Raw genomic sequence first — 25,731 nt, 5'->3', positions numbered from 1 at the left:
CCGCGTTCAGTCCCAGCCTTTCGGCGCCCGGTTGGCGGACGACCGCCGCGCGGCCTGCCAGCGCCGCAGCCGTGCGGCGCCTTCCCGCCGGCTGGCCGCGACCCCTGCCATCAACCCGTTGCCCAGGCCAGCGATCAGGTGCCGCAGGGCCAGCCTGGCCCGTGCGGCCAGTCGCCGGCCACGCACCCAGGCAACCGGCCGGTCCGGTACGGAGCCGCGGGCGATCAACCAGCGCAGCAGGCCGGTGACATAGAGGATGGGCAACGCCAGGCCGGCGAGGAACCAGGCGAAGCGTCCCCAGCCACCCAGCAGTTCCCCGGTGTGCAGGGGCCAGATGGCGGTCAGCGCTGTCTCGCCGGGGCCGAAGCGCAGCGCGTTGCGCACCTCGCGAATCTGTCCGCTGTGCGGGTCGATCCAGACCGCGGTCATCGGATGGCGGTCGTTCAGCTCCGCCGGCTGGCGGAACGTGATCCGGTAGGTGCCCTCGGGACCGTCCGGCGTCGTCACCAGGCGCACGTCCGAGCGCGGAAACGGCCCGCGTGCCAGCAGGACGGCTTCGGCCAGCCCCACCGGTCGCCCCCCCATGGCCTGTCCCGTACTGCGGACACTGGGCCCGTCATCGCCGTGACCCATGCCGGAGGTGCCGACCAGGGTTTCGCCGACGCCGGGGTAGGCCAGGCCGAAACCGGTCAGTCCCAGCATCAGCAGGGCGGTGGAGCCGAGCAGACCCAGCCAGCGATGCACATCGACGCTCAGGCATGCCAGCCCTGCCGCGGTGCGAAAGCGGAATGCCTGAGGCAGGCGCCGGAACCCCGGCCACCAGAGATAGAGGCCACTGGCGGCCGAGAATGCCAGCAGCAAACCGAGGCTGCCGACCAGGCGCCAGCCCCGGCGGCCCAGATGCAGCTGGCTGTGCAGTTGCAGCAGCCAGCTGCGGGCGGTCTGTCCCCACAGGCGGCTCGCCAGCACCTCAGCGGTGTATGGATTGACCGCCACCATCAGCGGCGCATACGGCTGGCCCAGGGTTTCCAGCGGTTTTTCGTACCAGGCGGTGAGCGGGTCCGTGGGCGAGCGCGGCAGCTCCAGCGTCCAGGGACCGGCGTAGTCGGGATGCGCGCGGCGGACGGCGCTCATCAGCTCATCCAGTGATCGCGGGTCGCCATGGGGCTCCACCGTCAGGCCCGGATTGAACAGCCGGTCGAGTTCGTCGCCGTACAGGCAGAGGCTGCCCGAGAGTCCGATCAGGGCTAGGAAGAGACCGAAACCCAGCGCTACGGCCAGATGCGCGCGCAGCCACAGGCGGCGTGGGGGCAGACGGCTCAGCGGCATGCGGCGCGGGTGATCCCCGGGCTATCGCCGGTGCCGCCGCGAACGGATTGACAGTGCGTCATCCAGGCGGATTCGTCGGGATGTCGGCACAGCGCCAGGACCAGCGCCAGGGCGGCATCGAGATGCGATATGGCGGCATTGCTCAAGGGGTCGCCCAGCGCGAAACGTTCGCCGCGAATGCCCAGGATGAAACTCGGCGGCGGCATCCGGCCGTGCAGTTCCATGAAGACACGCAGCACGGCGGCGGGGCTGATGGCATGGGTGCTGTAGCTGGCGTCGGCCTCCGGTTCGAGCGGCGAGAGCTGCCAGGGCGGAGGACAGTCGAGATGGGCATCGACGAACAGGATCAGCCGGCGGCCCACCAGATCGAGGGCATGCTCGATTTGCAGCTGGAAGTCGGTCAGGCACTCGATGCCGCCGGCCGCCGCGCGCATCCCGGGCGTCAGCTGCCGCTCCAGGCGATCGATCAGCGCGGGCCCCAGCGCGTCGTCGCCCCGGCTGGGGTTGCCGTAAGCGAATACCAGGACGGCCGGGACGGTGTCGACAGGCCAGCTCAAGCGTGGCGTTCCAGCCTTGCCACCAGGTTTTCCTCCGCGTCCAGCACCTCCAGTTGCAGCGGCATCTTGCCGAGCGCGTGGGTGGCGCAGGACAGGCAGGGATCGTAGGCGCGGATGGCGACCTCCAGATGGTTCAGCAGGCCTTCGGTGGGTTCCTGGCCATCCAGGTAGGTGGCGGCAACCTGGCGGATGGATTCGTTCATCGCCTGGTTGTTGCTGGTGGTGGAGACGATCAGGTTGGCCTTGGTGACCAGATCCTGATCGTCGATCTGGTAATGGTGGAACAGCGTGCCGCGCGGGGCCTCGATGACGCCGATGCCTTCGTGGCGCTTCTCGCCACGGGTCATCAGGTCCTGACTCTGGATGTCCGGATCGTGCAGGTAGCGCTGGATGCCTTCGGCGGAGTGCAGCACCTCGATCATGCGGGCCCAGTGGAAGGCCAGTGAGCTGTGCACCGGACCGCCGGCGCCGTGGGCCATGAAGTCGACCCGCGCGGCCTCGGCCAGCGGGGTGTCGATGAAATCGCAGTTGTTGACCCGCGCCAGCGGGCCGACGCGGTACCAGCCATTCTCCCTGCCCAGCGAGGCGATGTAGGGGAATTTCATGTAGGTCCAGGACCGGACTTCCTCGCGCAGGAATTCGGCATAGCGGCGATAGTCGACGTGGTCGAAGATCGTGTTGCCGAGGTCGTCGTGGGCGCGCAGGCCGCCATGGTAGAGATCCAGCGCGCCATCCGCCCGGATCAGGCCAAGGAAATTGGAGCGGATGTAGGCAAACTGCTGGTTGTGTTCGAGATCGCTGAGGAACAGCTGCTTGGCCAGTTCGACCGCCTCGGCCGACCAGGTGAGCGCCTCCTCGAGGCCTTCCAGCAGATAAGCCACCTCCTCTCCGCTCAGCGACTTGTTCATGCCGCCGGGCAGCGCACCGGTACCATGCACCCGTTTGCCGGTGATCATGCGGATCACTTCCTGTCCGTACTTGCGCAGCTTGACGCCCTTGAGGCCGATGTCCGGGTAGGCTTCCAGTACGCCGACGATGTTGCGCCGGGTCAGGTCGCTGCCGAAGCCGAACAAGAGGTCCGGCGAGGACAGATGATAGAAATGCAGGGCGTGGGATTGCAGGGTCTGGCCGAAGTGCAGCAGGCGGCGCAGCTTGTCGGAGGCGGGCGTCAGCTGGTCGACGCCTACCAGCTGATCGACCGCCTTGGCGGCGGCCAGATGATGGCTGACCGGGCAGATGCCGCACAGCCGCTGTACCAGCACCGGCAGTTCCCAGTAGGGCCGGCCCTGGATGAAGCGCTCGAAGCCGCGGAATTCGACGATGTGCAGCCGGGCCTGCCGGACCCGGTTGTCCTCGTCCAGCAGCAGGGTCACCTTGCCGTGTCCCTCCACGCGGGTGACGGGGTCGATGACGACGCGCTTGAGCTTCTCGGTTGAGTCTGCCGTTTCCAGATGCTCGTACATGGTGCGCTCCAGACGCCAGGTCGGTTAGGTGTTCCAGGGGTTCGGACGATCAGTTTCGAGCATAGCACAGCGACGGAAGGCGTCGCCCTCAACAGGGGCGGCCCGGCCCGGGTCTCTGGTGCGGTCTTTTGCCAAGCCTAAGGTGTTGCGGTAAGGTTCCTCTTGTAGGCCTTCCGGAGTAAATGGTGCATTCGCTGAAAGCGGCCGCATGCGCGATGCTCTTCCGGCAGGCCAACCGATAATCGAGACGGTGCCGCCCCCGGACCCGGCGACGCCCCCAGGCGGGCAGGCACTTCCTTTCACCGTGGCGAGAAGGAGGCAACCATGTTTCTCAAGCAAAAGAAGGAAGGACATCTGGTCGAGGTGCTGGGTCTGAATGACCTCGTCAACCCCACCCACAAGAACATCATCGGTCGACTGCACTACGGCGAGGAAATGCAGGACCCCGAGAAGTTTCCCAAGGCCGATCTGGCTTTCCCCTCGGGGGAGGATCTGCCGCGTTGCTGGCTGGATGTGCACTACCGGGATGCGGAGCTCCGCAAGTAGGCGTTCCCGTCCCCCGTTCAGATCCCCGAGGCGAGGCGATGTGCCTGTCGCGTCGTCTCGGGCAGCCGGTAGCGACGGGTGCAGCGCATCACCCAGTCCACGGATGAGGCCAGCGTGATCCTGTGCCCGGCCGAGACATACACCGGCCGATAGCGCGGACGGGTTCTCAGTACCGCGCCCACGATTTCCCCCCTGTCTTCCAGTGGTGTCCAGCCGCCCCGCTCATCCGGTGCCGGGCCGTGTTGGCCCACCAGCCGTGTCTTGCCGACCCCGATGCTGGGCAGGCCGGTGAGGATGCCGAGATGGCTGGCGATGCCCAACCGGCGCGGATGCGCGATGCCCTGTCCATCCACCAGCAGCAGCTGCGGCGGTGTGGCCAGTTGGGCCAGCGCCTGCAGCACGGCCGGCAGCTCGCGGAAGGACAGTAGCCCTGGAATGTAGGGAAACGTGGTCGGGCAGCGGGCGATGCCGCTCTCGATCAGGGTCAGCGCCGGATAGGACAACACCGCAATGGCGGCGCGTGTCGTGGTGCCGCCATCCTCGAAACCGACATCCACGCCGGCGACGCAGGTGATCTCGTCCGGCAGTTCGTCCCGCAGGATCACCTGCCGCCGCAGCTGGTTCTGGATCGCTACGGCTTGTTGTGGCGTCACCGTCCAGTCGTGGTGCGGCAGCATGCGGGTTCAGTCCGGCGCCGGCATCTTCTCGCGTCGCTTGGCCTCGTCCCAGAGCGCGTCCAGTTCGGCCAGGGTGTGATCGGTCAGTCGGGCGCCGCGCTCGGCGATACGGCGTTCAATGTGGCCGAAGCGCCGGACGAACTTGGCATTGCCCTGCCGCAGGCAGGCCTCGGCATCGACATCCAGGTGCCGGGCGAGGTTGGCGACGACGAACAGCAGGTCGCCCAGCTCTTCCCGGATGTTGGCCTGGTCGCCCGCTTGATGCGCCGCCTTGAGTTCGTCCAGTTCCTCGTGCAGCTTCTCGAACACCGGCTCGATGTCGGGCCAGTCGAAACCGTGCCGGGCCGCGCGCTGCTGCAGTTTCTGCGCGGCCATCAACGCCGGCATGGCCGGCGGCAGGGTGCCGAGCACGCTGTCATCGGGTTCGGCCTTGCCTTTCTCGCGACGTTCCTGGGTCTTGGAATCTTCCCAGTAGCGATGCCGTTCCTCGTCGGTCGCGAATTCGATATCGCCGAAGACATGGGGATGTCGCCGCACCAGCTTGGTGGCGATGGCCTCGGCCACGGATTCGAAATCGAAATGGCCGGCTTCCTCGGCCATGCGGGCGTGGAAGGCCACTTGCAGCAGCAAGTCGCCCAGCTCTTCCCGCAGATCTTCCATGTCTCCGCGCTCGGCCGCTTCGGCGACCTCGTAGGCCTCTTCCAGGGTGTATGGAATCAGGCTGGCAAAGTCCTGGCGGAGATCCCAAGGGCAGCCGTTTTCCGGATCCCGCAGGCGGGCCATGATGTCGAGCAGTCGGCGGGTCTTTTGCATGGCCGCGTGCCCCGGTTCAGAAGCTGGCGCCGAAGTTTTCCCGGTAGCGTTCCTTGAACGCGGCCAGGGTGAGGGTATGGTTCTGGGTGCCGTGGGTCTCGACCTTGATGGCGCCCATCAGCGAGGCGATGCGGCCGGTGGTGGGCCAGTCGAGCTTTTCCAGCAGGCCATACACCAGGCCGGCCCGGTAGGCGTCGCCGCAGCCGGTCGGGTCCAGCGTGGTATGTGGCCTGGCCGGGGGAATCTCGATGACCTGGCCATGGGTATGGATCAGGGAGCCGTTGGCGCCGCGGGTGATCACCAGCGCCTCGACCCGGCGCGCCAGTTCGTCCGCCGACAGGCCGGTGCGCTCCTGCATCAGCTGGGCTTCGTAATCGTTGAGCGTGACCCAGGTCGCCTTGTCGACCAGGTCCAGCAGTTCGGCGCCGTCGAACATCGGTATGCCCTGGCCGGGGTCGAAGATGAAGGGGATGCCGGCGGCGGCAAACTGGGCCGCATGCTGCTGCATGCCATCCTTGCCGTCCGGCGAGATCAGGCCGAGGCGGATGCCGCGATCGGTCGGTACCGTGTTGCGGTGCGAGAAGGACATGGCCCCCGGATGGAAGGCGGTGATCTGGTTGTCGTCCAGGTCGGTGGTGATGTAGGCCTGCGCGGTGTAGCTGTCTTCCAGCACGGTGATGTGCTCCTGGCTGATGCCGCAGTAGCCCAGCCACTGGGAATAGGGCGCGAAATCCTTGCCGACCGTGGCCATGATCAGCGGCTCTCCACCCAGCAGCCTGAGGTTGTAGGCGATGTTGCCGGCACAGCCGCCATACTCTCGGCGGAGCTCCGGCACCAGGAAGGACACATTGAGGATGTGTACCTGCTCCGGCAGGATGTGGTGCTTGAACTTGTCGGGAAACACCATGATGGTGTCGTAGGCCATGGAGCCGCAGATCAGGGCTGTCATCGGTGAGTATCGGGTCCGGTTGTGGGGTTGGGAATCGGCTTGCGCCCGGTCCGGGCGCGGGGGATGGGCGGTCTTGGGCGATGTCCGGGACGATAGGCCTCAGGCGTCGGCCCGGCGCAGCTCCAGCGACATTTCCTGGGTCATGAACTGGTAGCTGTCCTTGATGATGCGCTGTTTCTCGAGTTCGGACGTCAGCTCGGCGTCAAGGTCGTCGGTCAGCTGGCGCATGATCAGCATGGCGATTTCCCCCTTGATGGCGTCGAAATAGGCCAGCAGCTCGACTTCCAGCTCCTCGAAGTAGTTCTTGATGCCGCGGCGGGCGAACAGGTTGATCTGGTGCTGCTGCCGGTGCGCGTAGTCGAGAATGCCGGTCTTGTAGTATTCCAGTGCCCGGTCGATGGCGTCGCCGGCATGAGGTGCGCTCCCGGGGGCGGCCGCTGTCCCGGTCAGGGCATGGTGGATGCGGTTCAGGGCATCGAGGCCGAGCTTGCGCAGCTGCTGGATACCGTCCCCGGGGCCGATCAGGCTCATGGTGCGGGCCAGTGTGACGGCATCGTCGGGATTGCCCTGGACCGTCTTGAGGATATTCTCGGCGCTCTGGGTGTCCCGCAGCGTTTCCTGCTCCATGACGGTCCGCCCGAACTGGTTGACGACATCGCCGTATTCGAACAGGAAGACATCGCACATGCCCTTCAGGCGGTTCTGCAGGTCGCGGCCGCTCAGGCGGTCCTCCAGCTCCTGGAGCACGCTGTCCGGCAGCACCTCGGTGGCGACGATGGCCTGCAGCAGCTGGGTCAGGTGGCGCCTGACCATGTGGTCTTCCAGCAGCTGTTGCAACTGGCCGCGGAACGTCTTCTGGATGTTGAGGTTTTCCTCGATCTTGTGCGGCAGTCGGCTGACCACCGCGTTGAGGTCCAGGCCCTTGAGCAGCTCGTTCTTGAGCGCCTTGCGGTCGAGCGTATCAATGGCGGTCTTGACCTGTTCGCTCAGCTGGGCCTGATCCTCCTCGCGCCAGAAGACGAACTCCGGCAGCAGCTCGGTCCGCAGCAGCTTGACGTGCTCCTCCACCGTCTGGCGCAGGCATCGCAGGGCTTCGTCCTGCCGGCGCGACAGCTGGCTGGCGATGAAGGTGCTCTTCATGCCGTCGTCGTCGATGTCCTGGTAGCTGCGATACAGCGGTTCCAGCCATTCGCGCAGCCGCCGGGCCAGATCCAGGTACTCGCCGCGGGCTTCCTCGAGGAATTCGGCCTTGGCGGTATAGGCCAGGTACTCGAACAGGCTGGTACGGAAGCTGGAAAAGCTCTTGGTTTCCTCCAGCGCCTTGATCTGGTGGGCGGCCTCGCCCTTGTCGGGGACCCGGCCGATCGCCTTCTTGAGGCTGTCCACGTGCTCGCGCACGCTGGGGCTGGCATCCAGGCGGCCCTCCTGGATAAGCTTGAGCAGCAGGTAGTTGAGCGCCGAGACCTTGAAGACCCGGTCCTTGGTGATGTGGAAGCCGTAGTGCTCGATCTTCTGCTCGAAATTCGCCAGTTCCTCCTTCTTCTGCCGCGCGCTGAGGACATCCCACTGGTTGATGACCCAGAATGCCCGTTGCAGCACGCGCTTGCGCTGGCTGTGGATCTCCGCCAGCAGCTCGATCTCCTCGCCCTCCAGCAGGTGGAAGACCTTCATGGCGATGACGAAGGCCTTGGCGTCGTTCTCGACATAGGTCTTGGTGACCTTGCGGTGCCGGGGGTTGACCACGCCCAGCCCCGGCAGGTCGACCAGCACCACGTTCTCGGGGATGTTGACGTCGCTCAGGTAGATCTCGGCCTGGTTGACGAACAGGACATCGGCATAGTCTTCGGTGACGTAGTTGGGCAGTTCCTCCAGTCTGATTTCCTGGGTGGCGCCGCTGAGCCGGTCCCAGCCCTCGATCAGTGCCTTGAGTTCGTCGAAGAATTTCTGCTTGTTGAAGGAGCCGTACTGGGTCCGCTGGCGCTCGATGTCGCTGCCCAGGCGGGCCAGCAGCTCGGCCCTGCCCAGGGCGCGGTAGGTCTCCGGATTGGTGCGCAGTTCCTTGGAGAGTTCCTCCAGGTACAGATCCTTGAGTTCGGCACGCTCCGCCTCGGTAAGGTAGGAGATGATGGCCTTGTTGCTGCGGCCCTTGCGGATCAGTGTGGGGATGGCGGTCAGCGACTTGGTCGCCTGCGGCAGGATGTCGTCGCCGAGCACGGCGTTGATGATGGTGCTCTTGCCGGCGGAGAAGGCGCCGAGGAAGGCGACCGGGAATTCGGGGGACTTGAGGCGTTCCAGCCAGGCACGCTTGCGACCGATGAAGTACTGGAAATCCTCGCTGACGTTCAGGTAGGGCGCCGCCGCGTCGAAGACGTCGAACAGGCGGGTGAACGCCTTGATGTACGTGTTGTAGTCCGCCTCTTTCATCGCCTCTGCTTCCTGTGGATTCCCCGGCTCCACCGGGCGGAAAGACCGCTGCCGCCATGGCCGGCTGCTGCCTGATGCCCCATGGGCACGCTAGTTTACCATCGAAAGCCGCGGCGGCCCGGGCCTTGCCGGCCGTGGGCGCGCGCGCTCAGCCCGCTGCATCGGGACTGGCGGCCAGGCGGCGGAGGATGCCATCCGGTTCCGCCACACCCCGCGCGACGATGGCATCGGCCCTTGCCTGGCTGTCCGCTACGGCGTAGATGCGCAGCTCGTCCGCATTGCCGGAAGGCCGCAGGTGGGCGATGTCGCCATTGCCGAAGGACAGTCGCAATCCGTCCAGAGTGTTGATGCGGACGATGGCATCAAAGCCGTCCTCGGGCGTGAAGAAGGTCGCCAGCGTGGCGCGCAACCCCAGCAGCTGCCGGACATCCGCCGCAGTCAGTGGCAGCGGCTCGCCGGTGGCGGTACGGCCGTGGAGCGTCTCATCCGCTGCGAACGCCAGTTCGCAAAGGCCGGGCTGGGGCGGCGAATGGCGCGCCAGCAGCGCGAGGCTCTGCGCCCGCGGGAAGTTCCTCAGCAGCGCCGCCCGGCTGTAGCGGCGCGGGAGCTCCTGGAACAGCGTGGTCAGGGGAATGCCCCGCTCGCGAGCGGCGGCGAGGACCGCGATGATCGGCAGTACGGCATCCCGGGTCGGCAGGGGTGCCAGTCGCCGGCCATGCCGTTCCAGGGTCGAGCCGGTCAGGAAGCCGCCGTTGGCCTCCCAGCCGCACACGGCCTGCCTGCCCCGCGCCAGTGCGGCCTGCATGCCGGCGATGACGAAGGGTGAGCCGATGCGCGTCCTGGGTTCGAGGCGGTCGCGCAGCGTGCCCCGATCGATGGCGTCATTGCAGCTGATCGGCACCACGACCGCGTCGGCAGCCAGGTATTCCGCGGCGATCATGCCGACCAGGTCGCCACCGAAGAACTGTGCCCGGCGCGTCACGGGGTCGATCCCCACGATCAGCGGCCGGTCGCTGTCCCCATCGGTCGAGACCAGTGCGTCCACGGGGCCGTGACGGACGGCGGCTGCGTCGATCAGTGACTGCATGCCGCCGAGCTGGGCCTGGTCGATGTTCTCGGTATCGATGGGCACGAAGGATTCGCTGCGCCCGGCCTCGATGACCTCGGCGCCGAGGCCGCGCAGGATCTCCGGCACCAGATCGCGGCCGACGGCGGAATGCTGGTACATGACTATCTGCAGCCCGGCCAGGATATCGGCGGGGAAAAAGTCCAGGTACCGATGCAGATAGTTTTCGCGGGCGGCCGGCTGGATTGCGGGCAGCTGCCGATGGCCATCCTTGAACTGGCCATCGGCGCCGAAGGGCGAATCGGCCAGGGATTGGGCATAGACACGCGCGCGGACGCTGGCGACCTGCTCGTTGATGGGGTGTTCGTGGTGTTTCAGCAACTCGCCACGGGCGGTGTTGGTCTTGTAGCCGTTGCGATCGAAGGGAATGTGGCTGCCGGTCACCATCATGCTGCCCTTGCCCAGCAGCAGCGCGTGGGCGGTCAGCGCCGGCGTCGGAATGGCGCCACAGTAGACGGGGTTCATGCCCGCCGCGCGGATGGCTGCCACGATGGCCTGCGCCAGTTCGCCCCGGTTGGGTCGCCCGCCGATCAGGCTGGTTGAGCTGGGCCGCAGGTCCGTGGCAAGGAAAAAATCGTCGCCCCGCAGGATGCCGCCTTCATCGGCTGGCAGGCTTTGCAGGTATTCGAGTTCGGCCAGGGCGTTGATGAAAATTTCCAGCTGGGAAAGGTCCGCCAACAGGCCCCGGCGGCCGCTGGTGCCGAACTGCAGCGGGCGCGGTGCTGGCGACAGTTGCCGGCCCAGACGCATCGGATCATGGCTTGAGGCGAGGGTCGAGCTTGCGAATGTCATGGCGGGAGCGATTTCTTGATGCAGTGGTACAGGTTTTTCCTGCTCCGGGTTTGGCGCTTCGGTCGGGCAGTGTGCCCGGCGTTCGTGGCGACATGGCAACCCGCCGCATCTCCTGTCGGGGAGGGGATGCCGGGCGTTGCGATGCTGCGCAAAAAGCAAACCCGCCATGAGGCGGGTTTGCAGGGTTACAGGTAACCGGGGCTACCCATGTCGAGGGCGGGGAGCTTAGTCACCCATCCAGCGCAGTTCCACGCGGCGGTTCTTGATGCGCCCTTCCTCGGTGCCGTTGTCGGCGACCGGGTACTCGGTGCCGTAGCCCTTCGCATACAGGTTGTTGGTCACACCCTTACTGCGCAGGTACTGGGCAACGGACTCGGAACGATGCTGCGAGAGGCGCAGGTTGTGCTGTTCCTTGCCTTTCTTGCCTTCGTAGCTGGCATAGCCGGCGACCTCGATATCCTTCTTGGCCGGGAAGGCAACCAGCTGCTCGACGACACCGTCGAGGATGGTCATGGCGCCCGGGGTCAGTTCGGCGGAGTCATACTTGAAGTTGACGCCCTTGAGTTCCATCACGATCGGGCAGCCCTGGTCGTCGACCTTGGTGCCGGAAGCGGTGCCGGGGCACTTGTCGTCGCAATCGTTCACGCCGTCGGCGTCGGTGTCGCGGGTCGCGCAGTCGTCGGCCGCGATGGGTGCGGCAGCGGCGGCGCCCGGCTTGTCGCCGAACGGAACGACGAAGCCGACGTTCACGAGCAGGTCGTTGAACAGGTCGGTGTTGCCGGGCCAGTTGCTGGCGGCGGTATCGCCACGGTAGCGGACGTCGCCGCGCAGCAGGAAGTTGTCAGCCAGTTCGTAGGTTGCGCCCGCGCCGGCTTCGAAGATGAAGGAGGCGGTCTGCTTGCTGGTCAGGTTGTTGACGCCACCCGGGCCGGTGGCCAGGTCATTGAAGGAGCCGCGCCAGCTGGAGTTCATGCCGCCCATCGCGAAGACGGCGTAAGGCGAGAAGGTGTCGCGCATGAAATAGTACTGCAGGTCGATGGTGCCGCCGGTGAAGTCGGTGCCGCCATGATCCCAGGTATTGAAGTTGTTGGCTTGCCGCTGGTAGGCCGCGCCCAGCTGCGGAACACCGTTGTTGGTGATGTTCTGCCAGAAGCCCCGGATTTCCACGTTGAAGTATTCGTTGATGATCTTGCCCAGCGCCAGGCCCGCGCCCCAGCCGCCCTGTGCATTGCGGGCGCCTGCCGGCTGGATGAAGGTGCCGAACGGCGCGGCGTACCAGCGATCATCGGTGTATTCGCCGTTGCCCACCGGAGCCGAATAGGCGGCTGCATCGGTACCGGCAGCAGACGCGTCGACGGACGTGTCCAGTGTGTTGTGTTCGTCGGCGTAGGCGACGGATACACCCGTCAACCCCGCCAGGCTCAAGGCCAGTAAAGTTTTCTTCGACATGGTTTAGCTCCCAATTAGCCCAATTAACAACAGATGTTGAGAAATTCGCAACAGGGCCAATAGTAGCTGTTGCTGACAAGCCTTGCAACTACATTTTGCGGCGCGGAAGTCAATCCACCGGGTCGGGATTGGCGGAGCAAAGCACGCTCCCGGCCCGGGTTATCCGGCGGTCTCGTCTGTGTGGGCGTGGGCGTCCACGTTGGTGCGATGGCCCGGGAACAGGCAACTGAAGGTGCTGCCCCGGCCCAATTCGCTGATGATCCTGAATTCTGCCCCGTGTCGCGCCATGACATGCTTGACGATGGCGAGGCCCAGACCCGTGCCACCGGGGCCGCGACCCGCATCGACACGGTAGAAGCGTTCGGTCAGCCGGGGGATGAATTCCGGGGCGATGCCGGGCCCGGTATCGCTGACGTCCAGCTGCACCCCGCTTCCGAGCGGGCGCCAGCGCACGGTCACCCGATCGCCCGCGCGGCAGTACTTCATGGCATTGTGGACCAGGTTCGAGAACGCGCTGCGCAATTCCTGCTCGCTGCCCAGCAGCCCGCTGTTGGTTTCCAGCGACAGCGCGATTTCGGGCTTGGCGTCGACGGCGAGTTCCTGCGCTTCCTCGACGATGGCCTGCAGCAGCTGTGGCACAGCGACCCGCTGTTTCGGCAGGGGATGGGTGGTCGATTCCAGCCGCGTCAGTGTCAGCAGGTCGTCGATCAGGGACTGCATGCGCAGCGTCTGTTCCTCGATGCGCTGCAACATCCGCGCCTGCGGTTCCGGAATCTGGCCGGCATTGTCGACCAGGGTCTCGATATAGCCGCGAATGACCGTCAGCGGCGTGCGCAGCTCATGGGAGACGTTGGCGACGAAATCGGTCCGGACACGCTCCATGAACCGTAGCTGGGTCACGTCCTGCGCCACCAGCAGACGGAGATCCTCGCCGTAGGGCACGATGCGGATGTCGAGTTGCAGGTTCGCGTTGGCCGGGGACGGAATGTCCACGGTGGCATCGTAGTTGGCGTGGGCGAGATAGTGATTGAACTTGGGGTAGCGGATCAGGTTGCCGATTTTCTGGCCAATGTCGCCGCGCCTGAGTCCCAGGAGTCGGCCGGCGGCATCGTTGAACCAGTCGATTTCGTCGCCGGCGCTGAGCACCACGGTGGCGTCCGGCAGTGCCGCGGTCGCGGTGCGGAAGCGTTCCAGCATGCGGATCAGCTGCTTCTTCCGGCGACGGTTGCGGCGGCGCAGGCGGAAGATCAGATAGAAGATCTCCTCCCAGATACCTGTGCTCTGGGGCAGCTTGCTGGCCTTGCCGCCGCGCAGCCACTCCAGCAGGCGGTTGGCGTGGATGAGGTGATGGGCCAGATAGACCAGCACCACCACCCAGATGCTCAGCCAGGGGTGATGGAACAGCTTGCCCAGGAAGGCGCCGATCAACAGCGCCAGCAGGATCAGGGAAAGCTCGGAGCGCCAGGGGTTCAGCATGGTGTTGGATCAATGCAGCAGGGGCCGCCGATCATAAACCAGCATCAGTCATGTCATGATGACAGCCGGGGCCGGCAGCGCCAGGACGGCGGACCCGGTCTCACGCGTCCCGGTTCAGCAGCTGCAGCAGGCTCAGGGCCGCGAGTCCGAGGAAGCACAGCAGTACCCAGAACGGCATGCTCATGCCGAGCAGGGTCCAGTCCACATGGGCGCAGTCGCCGGTTCCGGTGACCATGGCCCTGAGTGTGTCCGACAGCGGGAAGTACTGGAACATGTAGGACAGGCCAGGGCCGCAGGCCGGGACCTCGTCCGCCGGCAGATGCTGAATCCACACGTGCCGGCCGGAGATGCTGGCGCCTGCCAGCGCCGTCAGCCCGCCGGCGATGGCGTAACCGCCGATGCCGCGCGGCCCCGGATTGTGGATGGCGGCCGCCAGCAGCACCAGGCCGGTGGCCACCACCATGATGCGCTGGGAGATGCACAGAGGGCAGGGGTCCAGCCCGTCGACGAACTGGAAGTAGAAGGCGGTCAGTATCAGCCCGACACAGAACAGGAATCCCAGCAGAAACCACTGCCGGGCCCGCAGGCGGTGCAGGAGTGTCAGCAACATCGGCAGCCTCCTGACGTTCAGATGGCGGAAACGGAAGGCTGGCTATCGAGCCGCATGCCAACCTTCATGATGACCTGGAACTGGGTGACCTTCCCGTCCCGGACCTGGCCCCGGGTTTCCACCACCTGGAACCAGTCGATCTTGTGTTGGGCCTGCGTAGCCTTCTCGATGCCGCTGCGGATGGCATCGTCGCTGCTCAGCGGCGAGGTGCCGACGACTTCCAGAAGTTGATAGGCGGTGTGGGACATGGGGACGGTTTCCTCCTGCAGGGTGGGGAGGATATCTCCCCGACGGAGGGCAGAGATTATCAGCCGGCCGTGTTTTGCTCCACCCAGCGTTCGCCCCTGGCCAGGGTTTCCCGTTTCCAGAACGGCGCCCGGTGCTTGAGTGCCTCGATGATTGCCTGCGTCGCCTGCAGTGCCGCCGACCGGTGCGCCGACCAGACCGCGACCAGGACGATGGTCTCGTCGGGCCGCAGCTGCCCGACCCGGTGGATGACGAGGCAGTCGAGAAACGGCCAGCACTGCTGCGCTTCGGCCACGATCCGTGCCAGCTCCCGTTCCGTCATGCCGGGGTAATGCTCCAGCCACAGTCCCGCGACCGTCTCGCCCTCGTTGAAATCCCGCATGGTGCCGACGAACACGCTGGTGGCGCCGTACTTGCCGGCCGCCTGCCGCAGGTGCTCCGCCTGGAAGCGGAGCAGTTCCGCATAGGGGTCAAAGGCGGTTTCGCGTATCGAGATCATCCTTTCAGCCCCCGGTGACCGGCGGGAAGAAGGCGACCTCATCGCCATCCCGAACCAGCGTGGCCGCCTGGGCGTACTCCATGTTGACGGCGCAAAGCAGGTTTTCCGGCAGCGGGCGCCCCTCGTCGACGCTTTTCCAGACGTCCCCCACGGTGGTCAGGCCCTCGGCCATCAGCTGCTCCTCGACCCGTCCCATCTTTTCCCGCAGGCTGGCGAAATAGCGTACCCGGATGGCCATGGCGATGATCTCCAGAAGGATGGCGAGGGCATGAGTGTAACCCGCGTGAACACGCGTTCGGGCTGTTCCAGACCCCGGGGCAGCCGGCCGTGGTTGCCGGGCCCGCTCACCCAGACCGGGCGCGCCCAGCCGCGGGTGAAATCCGGAAAGGCCGAATCCAGCAATCCCGACTGGATCAGGGTTGGCAGCGCCGCCGTCCCGGCGGGCGGCTCGGCGGACTTCACCAGCAACAGTTGCAGGGCCGAGAGCCGTTCCGCCAGCCAGGCGGCCAGGCTGTCCGAACTGACCGACCAGCTGGCAGGGATGGCCTCCCGTACCAGCTGGTCGGCATCCGGCAGCCAGATGACCGCCTGCCCCCGCCTGTGGCAGGCGCGCAGTCCCCGCGTATCGCTGGCCATGGCCAGCGATGGGCAGAGTCCCTGCAGCATCCGGCCATACTGCGACATGGCACGGATGGCGAGCGCGTGGGCCAGCCGGTCGTCGAATTCCCAGCGCGCCTGCGCCTGGCGGACCGCGTCGGCGAAGGGGCCGCCGCCCGGCACCAGCACCACCGCATGCCGCGCGAGGCCCGCCAGCCACAGCGGCAGGCGGGGGGAGTCCCAGAAGCTCCCGCCGAGCTTAACGACCCAGGAGATGGGCACCGCTGGGGTCCCGGGTGCGGAACTGCCGCACCAGCCGCAGCATTGCCGCGGCCTTGTCGTGGCATTCCTGGTATTCCTGGTCGACCTTCGAGTCCGCCACGATGCCGCCGCCGGCCCAGAAGCGCAGTTCCCCGCGGGAGTGGACCAGGGTGCGGATGCTGATGTTGCTGTCCATGTTGCCGTCGAAACCGATGTAGCCGATGGCGCCGCAATAGAGGCCGCGGCGGTGCGGCTCCAGCTCCTCGATGATCGCCATGGCGCGAATCTTCGGCGCGCCGGTGATCGAGCCACCCGGAAAGCAGCCGCGCAGCAGATCCATGGTGCCCTGTCCGGGCCGGAGACGGCCGCGGATGGTGCTGACCATGTGGTGGACAGTAGCGTAGCTCTCGATCTCGAACAGCTTTGGTACATGCACCGAGCCCGGCTCGCAGTTCTTGCCGATGTCATTGCGCAGCAGGTCGACGATCATCAGGTTCTCGGCCCGGTCCTTGAGGCTGTCGCGCAACGCCAGCACCTGCAGTGCATCACCGACGGCGTCCTGGATTCTCGGACGCGTGCCCTTGATCGGTTTGGTCTCGACCTCGCCCCGGGTCACCTTGATGAAGCGCTCCGGCGACGAACTGAGCACCTGCACCTGCGGATACTGGAGATAGGCGCTGAAGGGGGCGGGATTGGTGGTCCTGAGGTATTGGTAGGCGACCCAGGGGTTGCCCTGGCAGGCCGCCGCGAAGCGCATGGCCAGGTTGACCTGGTAGCAGTCCCCCTCGGCGATGTAGTGCTGGATGCGTGCGAAGGCCCGTGCATAGGCGCTCCTGTCCAGGTTGGCGCGGACATCGGCCAGTACCTCGAAGTCCCCGAGCCGCCAGCCCAGGGTCTGGATCTGGCTGAAGGCCTCGATCAGGTGCGGCCAGCGCCGCTCGACACGCCGGCTGTCGCCGCGTCCCGCGAGCCAGGTACGGCGTTCGCGGTGATCGACGACGACACACCATTCATAGATGCCGACCATCATTTCCGGGATACCCTCGGCATCCAGGGCCCGCTGCGGGAGCTTTTCCAGCCGCCGGGCCAGGTCGTAGCCGAAGTAACCGATGGCGCCGCCGCAGAACGGCAGGCTGGTGTCGGCTGGCCGGGCCCGGCCCAGCGCCGCCTGGACCAGGGCGAAGGGATCCTCGGGCGACAGCCGGATGTCGGTGCCCTCGCGAATCTCGGTCAGGCTCCCGCGGGTGACCAGGGTGGCGACGGGGTCGGCGGCGATGATGTCGTAGCGGCCCTGGCGGCTGTGCGGGAAGCCGCTGTCCAGGAAGACCGCCCAGGGCCGATCGGACCAGGGCAGGAACAGGGCCGCGCTGTCCTCGAAATAGGGCAGCTCCTGAAGTCGTGTCGTCATCGGACCTCCGCGCGCCAGTCATGCAGGGCCAGCGCCGCGATGGCAGCGGCCGGGCCGCAGTCGGCGGCATCGAAGTCACCGGCCGCAGGCCCGGTCGTGAAAAGGTCGCCGAACTCGCGATAGGGCCGGTCCAGGCGCTGCGCCAGCTGCCGGACCAGGAAGCGCCCGACACCCAGGCCCACCAGTGGTGCCTGCTCCGTCAGCAGGCCGCGCGAGAGTTGCAGTTCGACCGCCTCCCGCAGCCGGGCAAGCTGGCACTCGCGCAGGTATCGGGCCAGATCCTGCCAGTGCGCCGGCGGCAGATCCTCGGCATCGTATCCAAATTGCCGCGCCAGCCGTTGCCGGCTGGCGGCCGATGTCTTGGGCCCCTGATCGGCGGCCGGATGCTGGTCCGCCCGCTCGGGCAGTTCGCCGGTCAGTCGATAGACATCCGCGGTGGTGGCGAACAGCTCGGCCATGACCGGCGCCCAGGCGCCATTCACCGGGGCGCGCGGGGCGATCGTCATGGCCGGGGTCCTTGCCACGCCGCCGTAGAGCAGTTCGTCGTGTCGCATGCGTTCGCTGTCGGTAAAGCCGCGTGGTCGCGGTTGACCACTGGCGAAGGGCAGGAGATCGGTGGTGGTGGTGCCGATGTCGATCAGTAGTCCCTCTGGCATCCGGCTGGCCGTCCAGAACCCGCTGGCCAGCCAGTTGGCCGAGGCCACCCGGCGGGCATGATCGGGCGCCAGCGCGGCGGCCGCAATCCAGCCGGCATGGCCGGCGAACACCTCGACCGGCATCGGCGCCAGGTGTTCCCGCATACGTGCCGCGAGCGCCAGGACGCCTGCGGTCCGGTTGGGGAAATTGTCGGCCAGCTCGCCCGTCATGGTGATGCCGTGGCGGTCGGCTGCCGGTTTCGGCAGATGGCTCAGGATGCGCGCCAGAGCCGCTTCGAGTTCCCCAAGGCCGCGCCAGAGCGGGCAGGCTTCCTGGCGGGCGAACACGATGGCGCCGGTTGCATCCAGCCGGACGGCCTTCAGGTGGGCGCCGCCGATATCCCAACCGACCACGCTACCGTCCATCAGTGTCCACCCCAGGCGATGGTGACGGGCTGGGCGCGTGGCGGCGGCACCGCAGGCAACACGCCGTCGGCCTGGAGTTGCAGCACCAGCGCGGCCGGATTGACGCCCGTGGCGGACCCGAGCCCGGCATGGGACGAGGTCAGGCGCGGATTGACCTCCAGAACCTGCGGACCCTGGGTGGTGAGGATCAGGTCGACGCCGGCCAGCCCCCACAGCTCGGGCATGGCGGCGGCGATCGCTGTTGCCAGCCGCTGGAAGGTGCCCCCGCTATCGGCGAGCGAGCCGACCCGGCAGCCCCGCAGCGAGATCCCCCCCTGCGCATCGACATGGATGAGCTGGGTATTGATGCTGAGCAGAGCGGCCTGGCCGTGCGCCGCCAGCAGGGACAGGCTGAGGCTTTCGCCAGCCAGCCAGGGTTGCGTCAGCCGGGGGGTATCCGCGGTGACGGCGTTTCGCCGCCGCGCCCATTGCCCGGGCTCGCTGACGCGGTAGGTCTCCTCGCAGCCCGCGCCGCCATCGGGTTTGACGACGAACGGGAACGGCCAGGGTGGCGCGTCCGCATCGGCGGGCAGCGCCCGGCTGGGCACCACGGGAATGCCATGCTGCGCGAGGCGCGCCAGGGTCCGCCGCTTGCTGGCGGCGAGCTCGACGCCGGCCGTGCCGGTCGTCAGCAGCACCTTACCGGCTTGCTCGACGTCCCGGCACAGCGCTTCCAGCAGGCCATCGCTTTCGGGGGCGATCGGCCAGGCGGCATCGACCTGCGCGAGCAATTCCCGCCAGCATTGCCGGCCATCCGCGCCGGGTTCCACGAACCGCCAGTCCACGCCGCGGGCCGAGGCGGCCGGGGTGATGGGCAGGCGGCGGTCGCGCAGCGCCAGCAGCCTCAGTCCCGGCAGTGCCGACAGGTCCGCCAGCAGGGCGTCCAGCATGAGGTCGCCTTCCGCCGCGAGGGCATGGCTGGGCGCGCCGGCCTGGCCGGCGCCGGTAATATATTCAAATACCAGAACTTTCACGGTGTTTCCGCGTGCAGATCATTCCGGTCATCGATCTCATGGGTGGACAGGTTGTCCAGGCGTATCGGGGCCAGCGCCAGCACTACGCGCCCCTGCGGTCGCCGCTGAGCCCGGATGCCGGTCCCGTGTCGGTGGTAAGCGGCTTGATGCGCCTGGCGGCGTTCGCCACGGTGTATGTCGCCGATCTGGATGCCATTCTGGGGAGCGCGCCGCAAAGCGCCATTATCGCCGAATTGCTGCAACGATTTCCGGACACGGTCTTCTGGGTCGATGCCGGTCTGCCGCTGGAACCTCCGGTGCGAACGGGCCGGCCGGGGCAATGGGTGCCGGTGCTGGGCAGTGAGTCGCTGACCGAGGCGACGCTGGGCGAGCTGGCGCGCTGGCAAGCCGATTGCGTCCTGTCGCTGGATTTTCGCGACGACCAGCCGTTGGGCCCCGGGCGGATATTCCGGGAGGCGGACCGGTGGCCGCGGGATGTGATTCTCATGACCCTGGGTCGTGTCGGCAGCCTGGAAGGCCCCGATCTCGGACGCCTGGAAAGTCATGTGCGCCGTTATCCCGGCCATCGCCTGATCGCGGCGGGCGGAGTTCGCCATGTTGCCGATCTGGAATCGCTGCAGCAGGCCGGAGCCGCGGCGGTGCTGGTGGCCAGCGCGATACATCGGCAGTGGCTCGATGCGGCGGTGATTCGCCGGTTCAACGCGGGAACGGTCAGCCGCTGAGGAATGAAGGGTGAAAAAAAACGCTGCCCGGGGCCAGGCCCGGGCAGCGTTTTTAGTGCGAGGCGTCTTACTTGTGCGCCGCGAAGGGATGCTCGACAGAACCCTTCTGGGCCACGACGTCGGCTGCCTTCGGCTCGCCGGCAACGGCGCGCTTGATGGACAGCTTGGTCGCTTCGTAGTTGTAGTCCTGGATCTTGGCGTCGTCCTCGGCCAGCCAGTGGATGAAGACGCCGACGCAGATGAACAGGTCATCGGCTTCGTCGGCCGGGATGGTGCCGTCTTCCACGCAATCGGCAACCGCCATGGCGACGCCGCGCTGGGCCGGTCCGAACATCTGGGTGGCCTGCTTGCCGTTCTTGATGGTGACCTTGTTGAACATCACGGTGGCGGGCTTGCACAGCAGGTTCGGCGCGACCACGGCCAGCAGGCTGGTGAAGCCATCCTTGTTGTTGGTGACGCAGTTGGCGAACGCGGTCTCGGCCGCGCTGCCGCGCGGACCCATGATCAGGTCGATGTGGGCGATTTCGTTACCGCCGCCACACAGGGCCTCGCCAACCAGCATCTTGTTGATTTTTCCCATATTTAAGTCCTCGGTATTATCGTTGTTGAAGAAAGAAAAGAACTTCCTAAGAATCGACATTGGCATGTCTCCCCGGCAGGTGAACCCGGTGGGGGCCCGCCTTGTTATTGGTATTTCGGTCTCCTCACTGTGGCCTGAAATCTCGCGTTTCAGTATTGACTCTCCAGTCGCGCCGCCAGGAGCGTCGCCACTGTCAAGTCCGCCGATGTGCCCGGATTGATGCCGCCTGCCTTGAATTCCCTGTCAAGGTCACGCAGGATCTCCAGTCTCTGGTGGGTCGATTCGCATCCGGCCAGGCGGATTTCCGCCTCGGTCGTGCGGCTGGAAACCTGTCTGGCCTGGTCCGCACCGAACTTGCGTTCGATGTGGCTATCCGGATGACGGCTCAGAAAGCTGACAAACACGGCTACGGTCGCCCACTCTTCATCATCCCCAAGGGATAGCCGCGCATCATACAGTGGAACCGCTATGCGGAAAATATCGGCAAATGAATCACTGTATTGCCGGGCCACGCGGTCGCGGTCGGCGGCCAGGCGCATGGCGTCGCACAGGGAGACGGTCGGCTTGTCGTGGACATCCTGTTCGGCGGCATCTCCCAGGCCCGCCGGGTTGGCGCAGCGAATGGCCCGGTAGACCCAGGTCGCGTCGTCGACGGACGTCGTGGCGAGGGTCTGCCGCAGCGCTTCGTGCAGCGAGGATCGCCGCACTGGCGAGAGGAAGGCCGCCAGCAGGGGCGCCGCGAGCAGCAGGATGCCGAGATTGGTGTTGCAGCCGACCTCGGCGCGGGTGACCTCGGTGGCGCGACAGATGCGTTCGCCGAGGCCAAGTTCGAGCTCGCAGAGCCAGGGCGCGCTGACACGGGCGCTGCGGCGGAAGTCCTCCACGGTCATGTCGTGCCCTTCGGAATGCAGGCTGACATTGCCGGGCTTGAAGGCCCTCAGTTCCAGTTCGCAGGCCCATCGATAGGCGGCTTCGGCCGCGGCCTGGCGCCCCGGCCGGACAGCCGCGCCGCTCATGGGGCGCACTGGCGGTCGAGGACGGCCGGGTCGAGCCGGGCCAGCAGGTCGTCCACCAGACGATCGGCGATGGAGGTATCGGTCACGCCCTGCAGACCCTTCCAGGCGGGAATGCTGTTGACCTCCAGCACGGCGTAGCGCCCCTGCCGGTCGCGGATGATGTCGACTCCGGCATAGTCCATGTCCAGCACCCGCACTGCCTCTTCGGCCAGGCGGCAGAGCCGCAGGTCGTCCAGCCGCACCGGCTCGCACATGGCGCCCTGATGCACATTGTTGAGCCAGGTCAGTCCGGAGCGGCGCATGGCGGCGACGGTCCTGCCGGCGATGACGAAGACGCGGAAGTCGTGCGAGCTGTCCCCGGAATCGATGAAGCGCTGCAGGTAGTACATGCCCTGGTCAGCGCTGAAACCGTCGAGATCCTCGCGGCGGTCGTAGCGGCGCAGGCCATCGCCCTGCGAGCCGAACAGCGGTTTCGACACCAGCCGGTGGCCGCTGGCGAGCTCGCGCTCGGCCAGTTCGCGGGCGGCCAGCGGATCGCTCATGACCCAGGTCGGCGGCGTCGGGATGCCGGCGCGGCGCAGCAGGAAGCTGGTCATGGCCTTGTCGACCGTGCGCTCGATGGCGCGGCCATCGTTGTAGACGGGGATGTCCAGCGCCGCAAGGGCATGCAGGATGTCCAGGTAGAACACCACCTGTTCCAGCGTGCCGCCCGGCACGCCACGGACGAACACGGCGTCCGGCAGCCGGCCTTCCAGGCCGGGCAGCCAGATGCCCGGCCCCTCGCTCTCCAGGTCCAGGCGGCAGGCGGTGAGGCTCAGGAAGCGGGCCTCGCAGGCGCGCGCGGCCAGCGACTCGCGCAGGCGCTTGCCGTGCCAGCCCGGATCCTCGGTGAAGATGGCGATGCAGGGCCGCACTATTCCTCGAATGAACGGTCGAGCAGGGCCTCGTCCAGGGCGCCCGCGTGGAAGCTGTGTCCGGATTCGATGGCGGTCACGATCACCCGCGCCGGGCTGAACAGCATGGCGTCGACCTTGAAGAAGTCGTAGCCGTACTCCTTGAAGACCTCGGCAAACGGCTTGCCGTAGTCGCGCGAGGTCGAGCTGGGAAGCTCGGTGGCCAGCGCCTTGGCCGCCTCGTCGCTACCCTTGACGAACAGGTGCGCGGTGCCGCCGAAGAGAATGGCATCATTGGTGCGGCCCATGGCCTTGACGAAGCTGGGGTGCGGCGGCGGGACCGGCGCCGAGGCCATGCCGTCGACGATGTTGCCCAGCGGGAAATGCAGCGAGTGAGCCTTGTGCAGGGCCACTTCCAGGACCCGGCTGACAACCTGCATGCCACCGGCCAGGCTGGAGGTCGGTGTCAGGATCACGTGCACGCTGTCGGTTTCGACCTTGCAGGCCCGGGCGATCTTGTCGATCACCTCGACCGGCGGCACCTTGTCGACTTCCATGACGATGGCGGTTTCGCCGTGCACGTCGCGATAGCCGAGCTCCTCGTAAAGCTCCTCGACCGGCTTTTCGACGCCGTCCTTGATCTTGGTGGCCATCGCCCGCGCCGGGCCGGAACCCAGGGCATAGAAGGCGCCCTTGCCCTCGCCATGGGCAAGGCTCCAGCCGGCGTACTGGCTGCCGAGGCAGGCGAACACCGGGTTGGTGCTGTGGACATTGACCATGGTCGGCCAGCGCTTGAAGGTCGAATCCTGGATCAGGCTGACCTTGCCCAGGCCCCCCATGCAGATCTCGGCGATCAGGCGGCCGGCTTCGAGACCGCCGACCGCCTGGATGCCTGCATCGATGACGGTGCAATTGTTGGCCAGACGGTCGATCTTCAGCCGCAGCCGGTCGGCATGCGCGATCATGTACTTGACGATGGGCAGGGCGTAAGCGTTGACGCTGACGTGGGATTGCATGAAGCTCGTCTCCGGATGTGAGTGATGTGGGGGTGTGGTCGGTTTGGCCGGATGCCGTTATGGCGGCAGCAGGGCGTTCAGGCGATGGTGGCGCCGTGCCAGCTGCGCGAGCGTCGCCGCCGGGTTCGGCGCCGCGGCCAGTACGGTGCACAGCGGTTGGCCGGCTTCGCAGCGGGTGCCGGGCATGGGCCGGTCGGCGACCCAGGCCGGCCAGCGGATATCCGCCGGCAGCGTCATGGTCCGGGGTGCCAGCGCGACGCGGAAGGCACGGATCTGCCGGGCCGGGGCGATGTCGACCAGCTGGCCGCTGCGGCAGGCGCGAACATGGGCGGCGAGAAGACCTTCCGCGTAGTCGGGATCGTGGAGGGCCAGGGTGGCGCTGGGGCGGGCATTCACTTCCAGTACCTGCGGCTGGCCCCGTCGGTCCAGCACGAAATCCAGGCTGCCCAGGCCCACGAGACCCGTTGCCCGCGCCAGCCGGTCCAGCCAGCCGGATAGCGTTCCGGTCAGGGGATGCTGCGGCAGGGGGTGGCTCATGGCGCCAGCGAAGAGGAAGGGGGTCTCGCCGCGGTCCAGCGTCCAGAGCGTATTGATGCCGAGCAGGCGCGCCGATTCGCCGTTCGCCAGAAACAGCGCCGAATGGGCGGCGCCTTCGATATGGTGCTGGAAATAATCGCCTGGAGCGGCCTCATGATGGGCGCAGAAGCGTACACGCTTGCCCCCCTCGCTGCAACCGGACTTGATCAGCCAGCCGGCGGGATCCCGGGGGCGCTGGAACCGGACCTCGGGATACGGTATGCGGCAGCGATCCAGCCATTCGAAGAAGCGCCGGGGATCGCGGAATTGGCACTGGATTGACGGCGGATTGCCGAGCATGACCCGCTCGCGGCCCAGCCGGGACAGCACCTCGGGCTGCCCGTCGAGACCGCTGCCGCAGACCAGCGGGTAATCCCAGGCCGGTGCCAGCCGTGCCGCGGCGGTCAGCAGCGCCGCGTCATCGAAGCCCTGTCCGGTGTCGGGGATGGCGGCCACGGCTGCCGCGGCGGCGCGCGTATCGGCATCGCCATAATGGTCCAGGACAACGGCCCGCATGCCTGCCCGCCGCGCCGACTGTGCCAGCGCCCGGGCCGAGCAGCTGATCAGCAGCAGTTGCGGCGGCAGATCGGGCGCGCAGGCCGGGGATGTGCCGATGGCGGCATCAGGCAAGGGCGCCGGCCAGATCCTGCACCAAGGCGCCGCGGCGGCGCGGAGTGCCGACGAGGAAGCGCAGGTGCTCCTCGCCGGATTGCTGTTCTCGGCACCGCGCGCACAGCCGCTCGGCCTCTGCCCGGCTGGCGGCCAGGCAGAACCCGGTCGGACCCCAGGAACTCTGGCCGATGCCTACGCCACCCTGGGCGGCCAGGCAGTCCAGCGCCGCGGCGACCCGCGGACTGGTGAAGCGGCCGCCCTGCGCCGGCGCGAAATGATCGCCCACCGCGGCCTGCAGGGCGGTGACGAAGTCGCCGAAGGCCACCAGATCGGCTTCGAGCAGGGCCGGCAGACCTTGCATTACCAGCAGGTGGCACAGGTGGGCGGCCGCGGCCCGGGGAAATTCCGGCAGCGTGGCAAAGGCCTGGGTCTCGCCCTGACCGTGCAGACCCTGATCCGCCTGATCCAGCACGATGACGAAGTGCCAGTCCGCGGGAAAATCCAGCCGCGCGATCACCGGCGGAACCCCGGTTCGCGCCCCGCGCCCCGCGTCCACCACCAGGCCGCCGGCTTCGAAGCAGGCGATGCCGATGCCCGAGCGGGCGCCGCGCTGGGTGATGGCGGCAATCTCCGCCGGGGCAAGATCGAGCCCGTGTAGGCGAGCGAGCGCGGTACCCACCGCCAGCGCCATCTGCGTGCCGGAACCGAGGCCGGCGTGGCCTGGAATGGCTTCGCGGATGGTGATGCGGGCCGGCAGGGCCCGGCCCAGATGGACCGCCAGCCGTTCCGCGCCACGCCGCGCCCGCTCCGCGTCGGGCCCGCTGACCCGCAGTTCGTCGGCCGCCTCCGCGATCAGCTGGGTACCGATCTCCTCGAGTCCGACGCCGATGCTGCCGAAACGCCGCCCCAGGCTGCCGCCCAGGTCGAGAAAACCCATGTGCAGGCGGGCCGGAGCCTCGACCAGGACGGCGTCGGGCAGTGTTGCTGGGGCAGGCTTGCGATGTGGCACGGGGAAATCGT

The 25,731-nt window shown here is 67.1% G+C and carries 26 protein-coding genes; 2 read left to right on the top strand and 24 right to left on the bottom strand.

Annotation, left to right across the window (positions count from 1 at the left end; genetic code table 11):
- Nucleotides 1–6: 6 nt before the first annotated feature.
- The 3 genes from ACH5N8_RS15580 to ACH5N8_RS15570 are packed head-to-tail and all read right to left on the bottom strand — an operon-like array spanning nt 7 to nt 3,349.
- Complete coding sequence (locus ACH5N8_RS15580; protein ID WP_460026121.1) at nt 7–1,329, bottom strand: PepSY-associated TM helix domain-containing protein; 1,323 nt, start codon at nt 1,327–1,329, stop codon at nt 7–9.
- On the bottom strand, nt 1,320–1,886 hold the full coding sequence (locus ACH5N8_RS15575; RefSeq protein ID WP_483281996.1) for a hydrogenase maturation protease: 567 nt from the start codon (nt 1,884–1,886) through the stop codon (nt 1,320–1,322). The genes ACH5N8_RS15580 and ACH5N8_RS15575 overlap by 10 nt, the downstream gene beginning before the upstream one ends.
- Complete coding sequence (locus ACH5N8_RS15570; protein ID WP_460026119.1) at nt 1,883–3,349, bottom strand: Ni/Fe hydrogenase subunit alpha; 1,467 nt, start codon at nt 3,347–3,349, stop codon at nt 1,883–1,885. The genes ACH5N8_RS15575 and ACH5N8_RS15570 overlap by 4 nt, the downstream gene beginning before the upstream one ends.
- Nucleotides 3,350–3,673: 324 nt before the next feature.
- Here ACH5N8_RS15570 and ACH5N8_RS15565 point away from each other — a divergent pair, with 324 nt between their 5' ends.
- On the top strand, nt 3,674–3,895 hold the full coding sequence (locus tag ACH5N8_RS15565; protein WP_460026118.1) for an acetyltransferase: 222 nt from the start codon (nt 3,674–3,676) through the stop codon (nt 3,893–3,895).
- Between the two features lie 17 nt (nt 3,896–3,912).
- On the opposite strand, the gene nfi is transcribed toward ACH5N8_RS15565, so the two are convergent.
- The 15 genes from nfi to ACH5N8_RS15490 form a co-directional block, all read right to left on the bottom strand.
- Nucleotides 3,913–4,572: a deoxyribonuclease V gene (nfi, locus tag ACH5N8_RS15560; protein WP_460026117.1), complete on the bottom strand. Its 660-nt coding sequence runs from the start codon at nt 4,570–4,572 to the stop codon at nt 3,913–3,915.
- Between the two features lie 6 nt (nt 4,573–4,578).
- On the bottom strand, nt 4,579–5,385 hold the full coding sequence (gene mazG, locus ACH5N8_RS15555) for a nucleoside triphosphate pyrophosphohydrolase (protein ID WP_483281995.1): 807 nt from the start codon (nt 5,383–5,385) through the stop codon (nt 4,579–4,581).
- A 16-nt stretch (nt 5,386–5,401) separates the two neighbouring features.
- The gene (locus tag ACH5N8_RS15550; RefSeq protein WP_483281994.1) at nt 5,402–6,334 is read right to left on the bottom strand and encodes a carbohydrate kinase family protein; all 933 of its coding nucleotides are present in this window, start codon (nt 6,332–6,334) and stop codon (nt 5,402–5,404) included.
- 99 nt (nt 6,335–6,433) lie between these two features.
- Nucleotides 6,434–8,758 (bottom strand): dynamin family protein, encoded by a 2,325-nt coding sequence (locus tag ACH5N8_RS15545; protein WP_483281993.1) that lies wholly within the window; start codon nt 8,756–8,758, stop codon nt 6,434–6,436.
- A 148-nt stretch (nt 8,759–8,906) separates the two neighbouring features.
- The gene (locus tag ACH5N8_RS15540; protein WP_483281992.1) at nt 8,907–10,676 is read right to left on the bottom strand and encodes a phosphohexomutase domain-containing protein; all 1,770 of its coding nucleotides are present in this window, start codon (nt 10,674–10,676) and stop codon (nt 8,907–8,909) included.
- Between the two features lie 225 nt (nt 10,677–10,901).
- Entirely contained in the window at nt 10,902–12,125 is a 1,224-nt protein-coding gene (locus tag ACH5N8_RS15535; protein ID WP_483281991.1) for an OmpA family protein, read from the bottom strand.
- A gap of 159 nt (nt 12,126–12,284) precedes the next feature.
- Entirely contained in the window at nt 12,285–13,601 is a 1,317-nt protein-coding gene (gene phoR / locus ACH5N8_RS15530; RefSeq protein WP_483281990.1) for a phosphate regulon sensor histidine kinase PhoR, read from the bottom strand.
- A 100-nt stretch (nt 13,602–13,701) separates the two neighbouring features.
- A complete protein-coding gene (locus tag ACH5N8_RS15525) occupies nt 13,702–14,211 on the bottom strand; it encodes a disulfide bond formation protein B (RefSeq protein ID WP_460026110.1) in 510 nt (169 codons plus the stop codon).
- A gap of 17 nt (nt 14,212–14,228) precedes the next feature.
- Complete coding sequence (locus ACH5N8_RS15520) at nt 14,229–14,459, bottom strand: dodecin (RefSeq protein ID WP_483281989.1); 231 nt, start codon at nt 14,457–14,459, stop codon at nt 14,229–14,231.
- 59 nt (nt 14,460–14,518) lie between these two features.
- Nucleotides 14,519–14,956, bottom strand: a complete 438-nt coding sequence (locus ACH5N8_RS15515; RefSeq protein WP_460026108.1) for a molybdenum cofactor biosynthesis protein MoaE — start codon at nt 14,954–14,956, stop codon at nt 14,519–14,521.
- A gap of 4 nt (nt 14,957–14,960) precedes the next feature.
- Nucleotides 14,961–15,194: a molybdopterin converting factor subunit 1 gene (gene moaD / locus ACH5N8_RS15510; protein WP_460026107.1), complete on the bottom strand. Its 234-nt coding sequence runs from the start codon at nt 15,192–15,194 to the stop codon at nt 14,961–14,963.
- Complete coding sequence (locus ACH5N8_RS15505; protein WP_483281988.1) at nt 15,128–15,835, bottom strand: amino acid kinase family protein; 708 nt, start codon at nt 15,833–15,835, stop codon at nt 15,128–15,130. The genes moaD and ACH5N8_RS15505 overlap by 67 nt, the downstream gene beginning before the upstream one ends.
- Complete coding sequence (gene pabB, locus ACH5N8_RS15500; RefSeq protein WP_483281987.1) at nt 15,813–17,222, bottom strand: aminodeoxychorismate synthase component I; 1,410 nt, start codon at nt 17,220–17,222, stop codon at nt 15,813–15,815. The genes ACH5N8_RS15505 and pabB overlap by 23 nt, the downstream gene beginning before the upstream one ends.
- Nucleotides 17,219–18,283: a hydantoinase/oxoprolinase family protein gene (locus ACH5N8_RS15495; protein ID WP_483281986.1), complete on the bottom strand. Its 1,065-nt coding sequence runs from the start codon at nt 18,281–18,283 to the stop codon at nt 17,219–17,221. The genes pabB and ACH5N8_RS15495 overlap by 4 nt, the downstream gene beginning before the upstream one ends.
- Nucleotides 18,283–19,296, bottom strand: coding sequence for an ATP-grasp domain-containing protein (locus ACH5N8_RS15490; RefSeq protein WP_483281985.1), 1,014 nt, complete (start codon nt 19,294–19,296; stop codon nt 18,283–18,285). Before ACH5N8_RS15490 ends, ACH5N8_RS15495 begins: the two co-directional genes overlap by 1 nt.
- Nucleotides 19,297–19,307: 11 nt before the next feature.
- Between ACH5N8_RS15490 and ACH5N8_RS15485 the strand changes: the two genes are divergently transcribed.
- Nucleotides 19,308–20,018, top strand: coding sequence for a HisA/HisF-related TIM barrel protein (locus ACH5N8_RS15485; protein WP_483281984.1), 711 nt, complete (start codon nt 19,308–19,310; stop codon nt 20,016–20,018).
- A gap of 67 nt (nt 20,019–20,085) precedes the next feature.
- Here ACH5N8_RS15485 and fae read toward each other — a convergent pair whose 3' ends face one another.
- The 6 genes from fae to ACH5N8_RS15455 form a co-directional block, all read right to left on the bottom strand.
- The gene (gene fae, locus ACH5N8_RS15480; protein ID WP_460026174.1) at nt 20,086–20,598 is read right to left on the bottom strand and encodes a formaldehyde-activating enzyme; all 513 of its coding nucleotides are present in this window, start codon (nt 20,596–20,598) and stop codon (nt 20,086–20,088) included.
- A 149-nt stretch (nt 20,599–20,747) separates the two neighbouring features.
- Nucleotides 20,748–21,614: a triphosphoribosyl-dephospho-CoA synthase gene (locus ACH5N8_RS15475; protein WP_483281983.1), complete on the bottom strand. Its 867-nt coding sequence runs from the start codon at nt 21,612–21,614 to the stop codon at nt 20,748–20,750.
- On the bottom strand, nt 21,611–22,531 hold the full coding sequence (locus ACH5N8_RS15470) for an ATP-grasp domain-containing protein (protein WP_483283204.1): 921 nt from the start codon (nt 22,529–22,531) through the stop codon (nt 21,611–21,613). The genes ACH5N8_RS15475 and ACH5N8_RS15470 overlap by 4 nt, the downstream gene beginning before the upstream one ends.
- Nucleotides 22,528–23,523 carry a methenyltetrahydromethanopterin cyclohydrolase gene (gene mch / locus ACH5N8_RS15465; RefSeq protein WP_460026100.1) on the bottom strand — a complete coding sequence of 332 codons (996 nt, stop codon included), beginning with the start codon at nt 23,521–23,523 and terminating at the stop codon, nt 22,528–22,530. Before mch ends, ACH5N8_RS15470 begins: the two co-directional genes overlap by 4 nt.
- Before the next feature lie 57 nt (nt 23,524–23,580).
- Nucleotides 23,581–24,729 carry an ATP-grasp domain-containing protein gene (locus ACH5N8_RS15460; protein WP_483281982.1) on the bottom strand — a complete coding sequence of 383 codons (1,149 nt, stop codon included), beginning with the start codon at nt 24,727–24,729 and terminating at the stop codon, nt 23,581–23,583.
- Complete coding sequence (locus ACH5N8_RS15455; RefSeq protein WP_483281981.1) at nt 24,722–25,720, bottom strand: beta-ribofuranosylaminobenzene 5'-phosphate synthase family protein; 999 nt, start codon at nt 25,718–25,720, stop codon at nt 24,722–24,724. Before ACH5N8_RS15455 ends, ACH5N8_RS15460 begins: the two co-directional genes overlap by 8 nt.
- Nucleotides 25,721–25,731 lie beyond the last annotated feature (11 nt).

This window comes from Methyloparacoccus sp. NF-16 (assembly GCF_056880625.1).
Note: the sequence above shows the minus strand (reverse complement) of the source record. Positions and strands in the feature narration are given on the sequence as shown.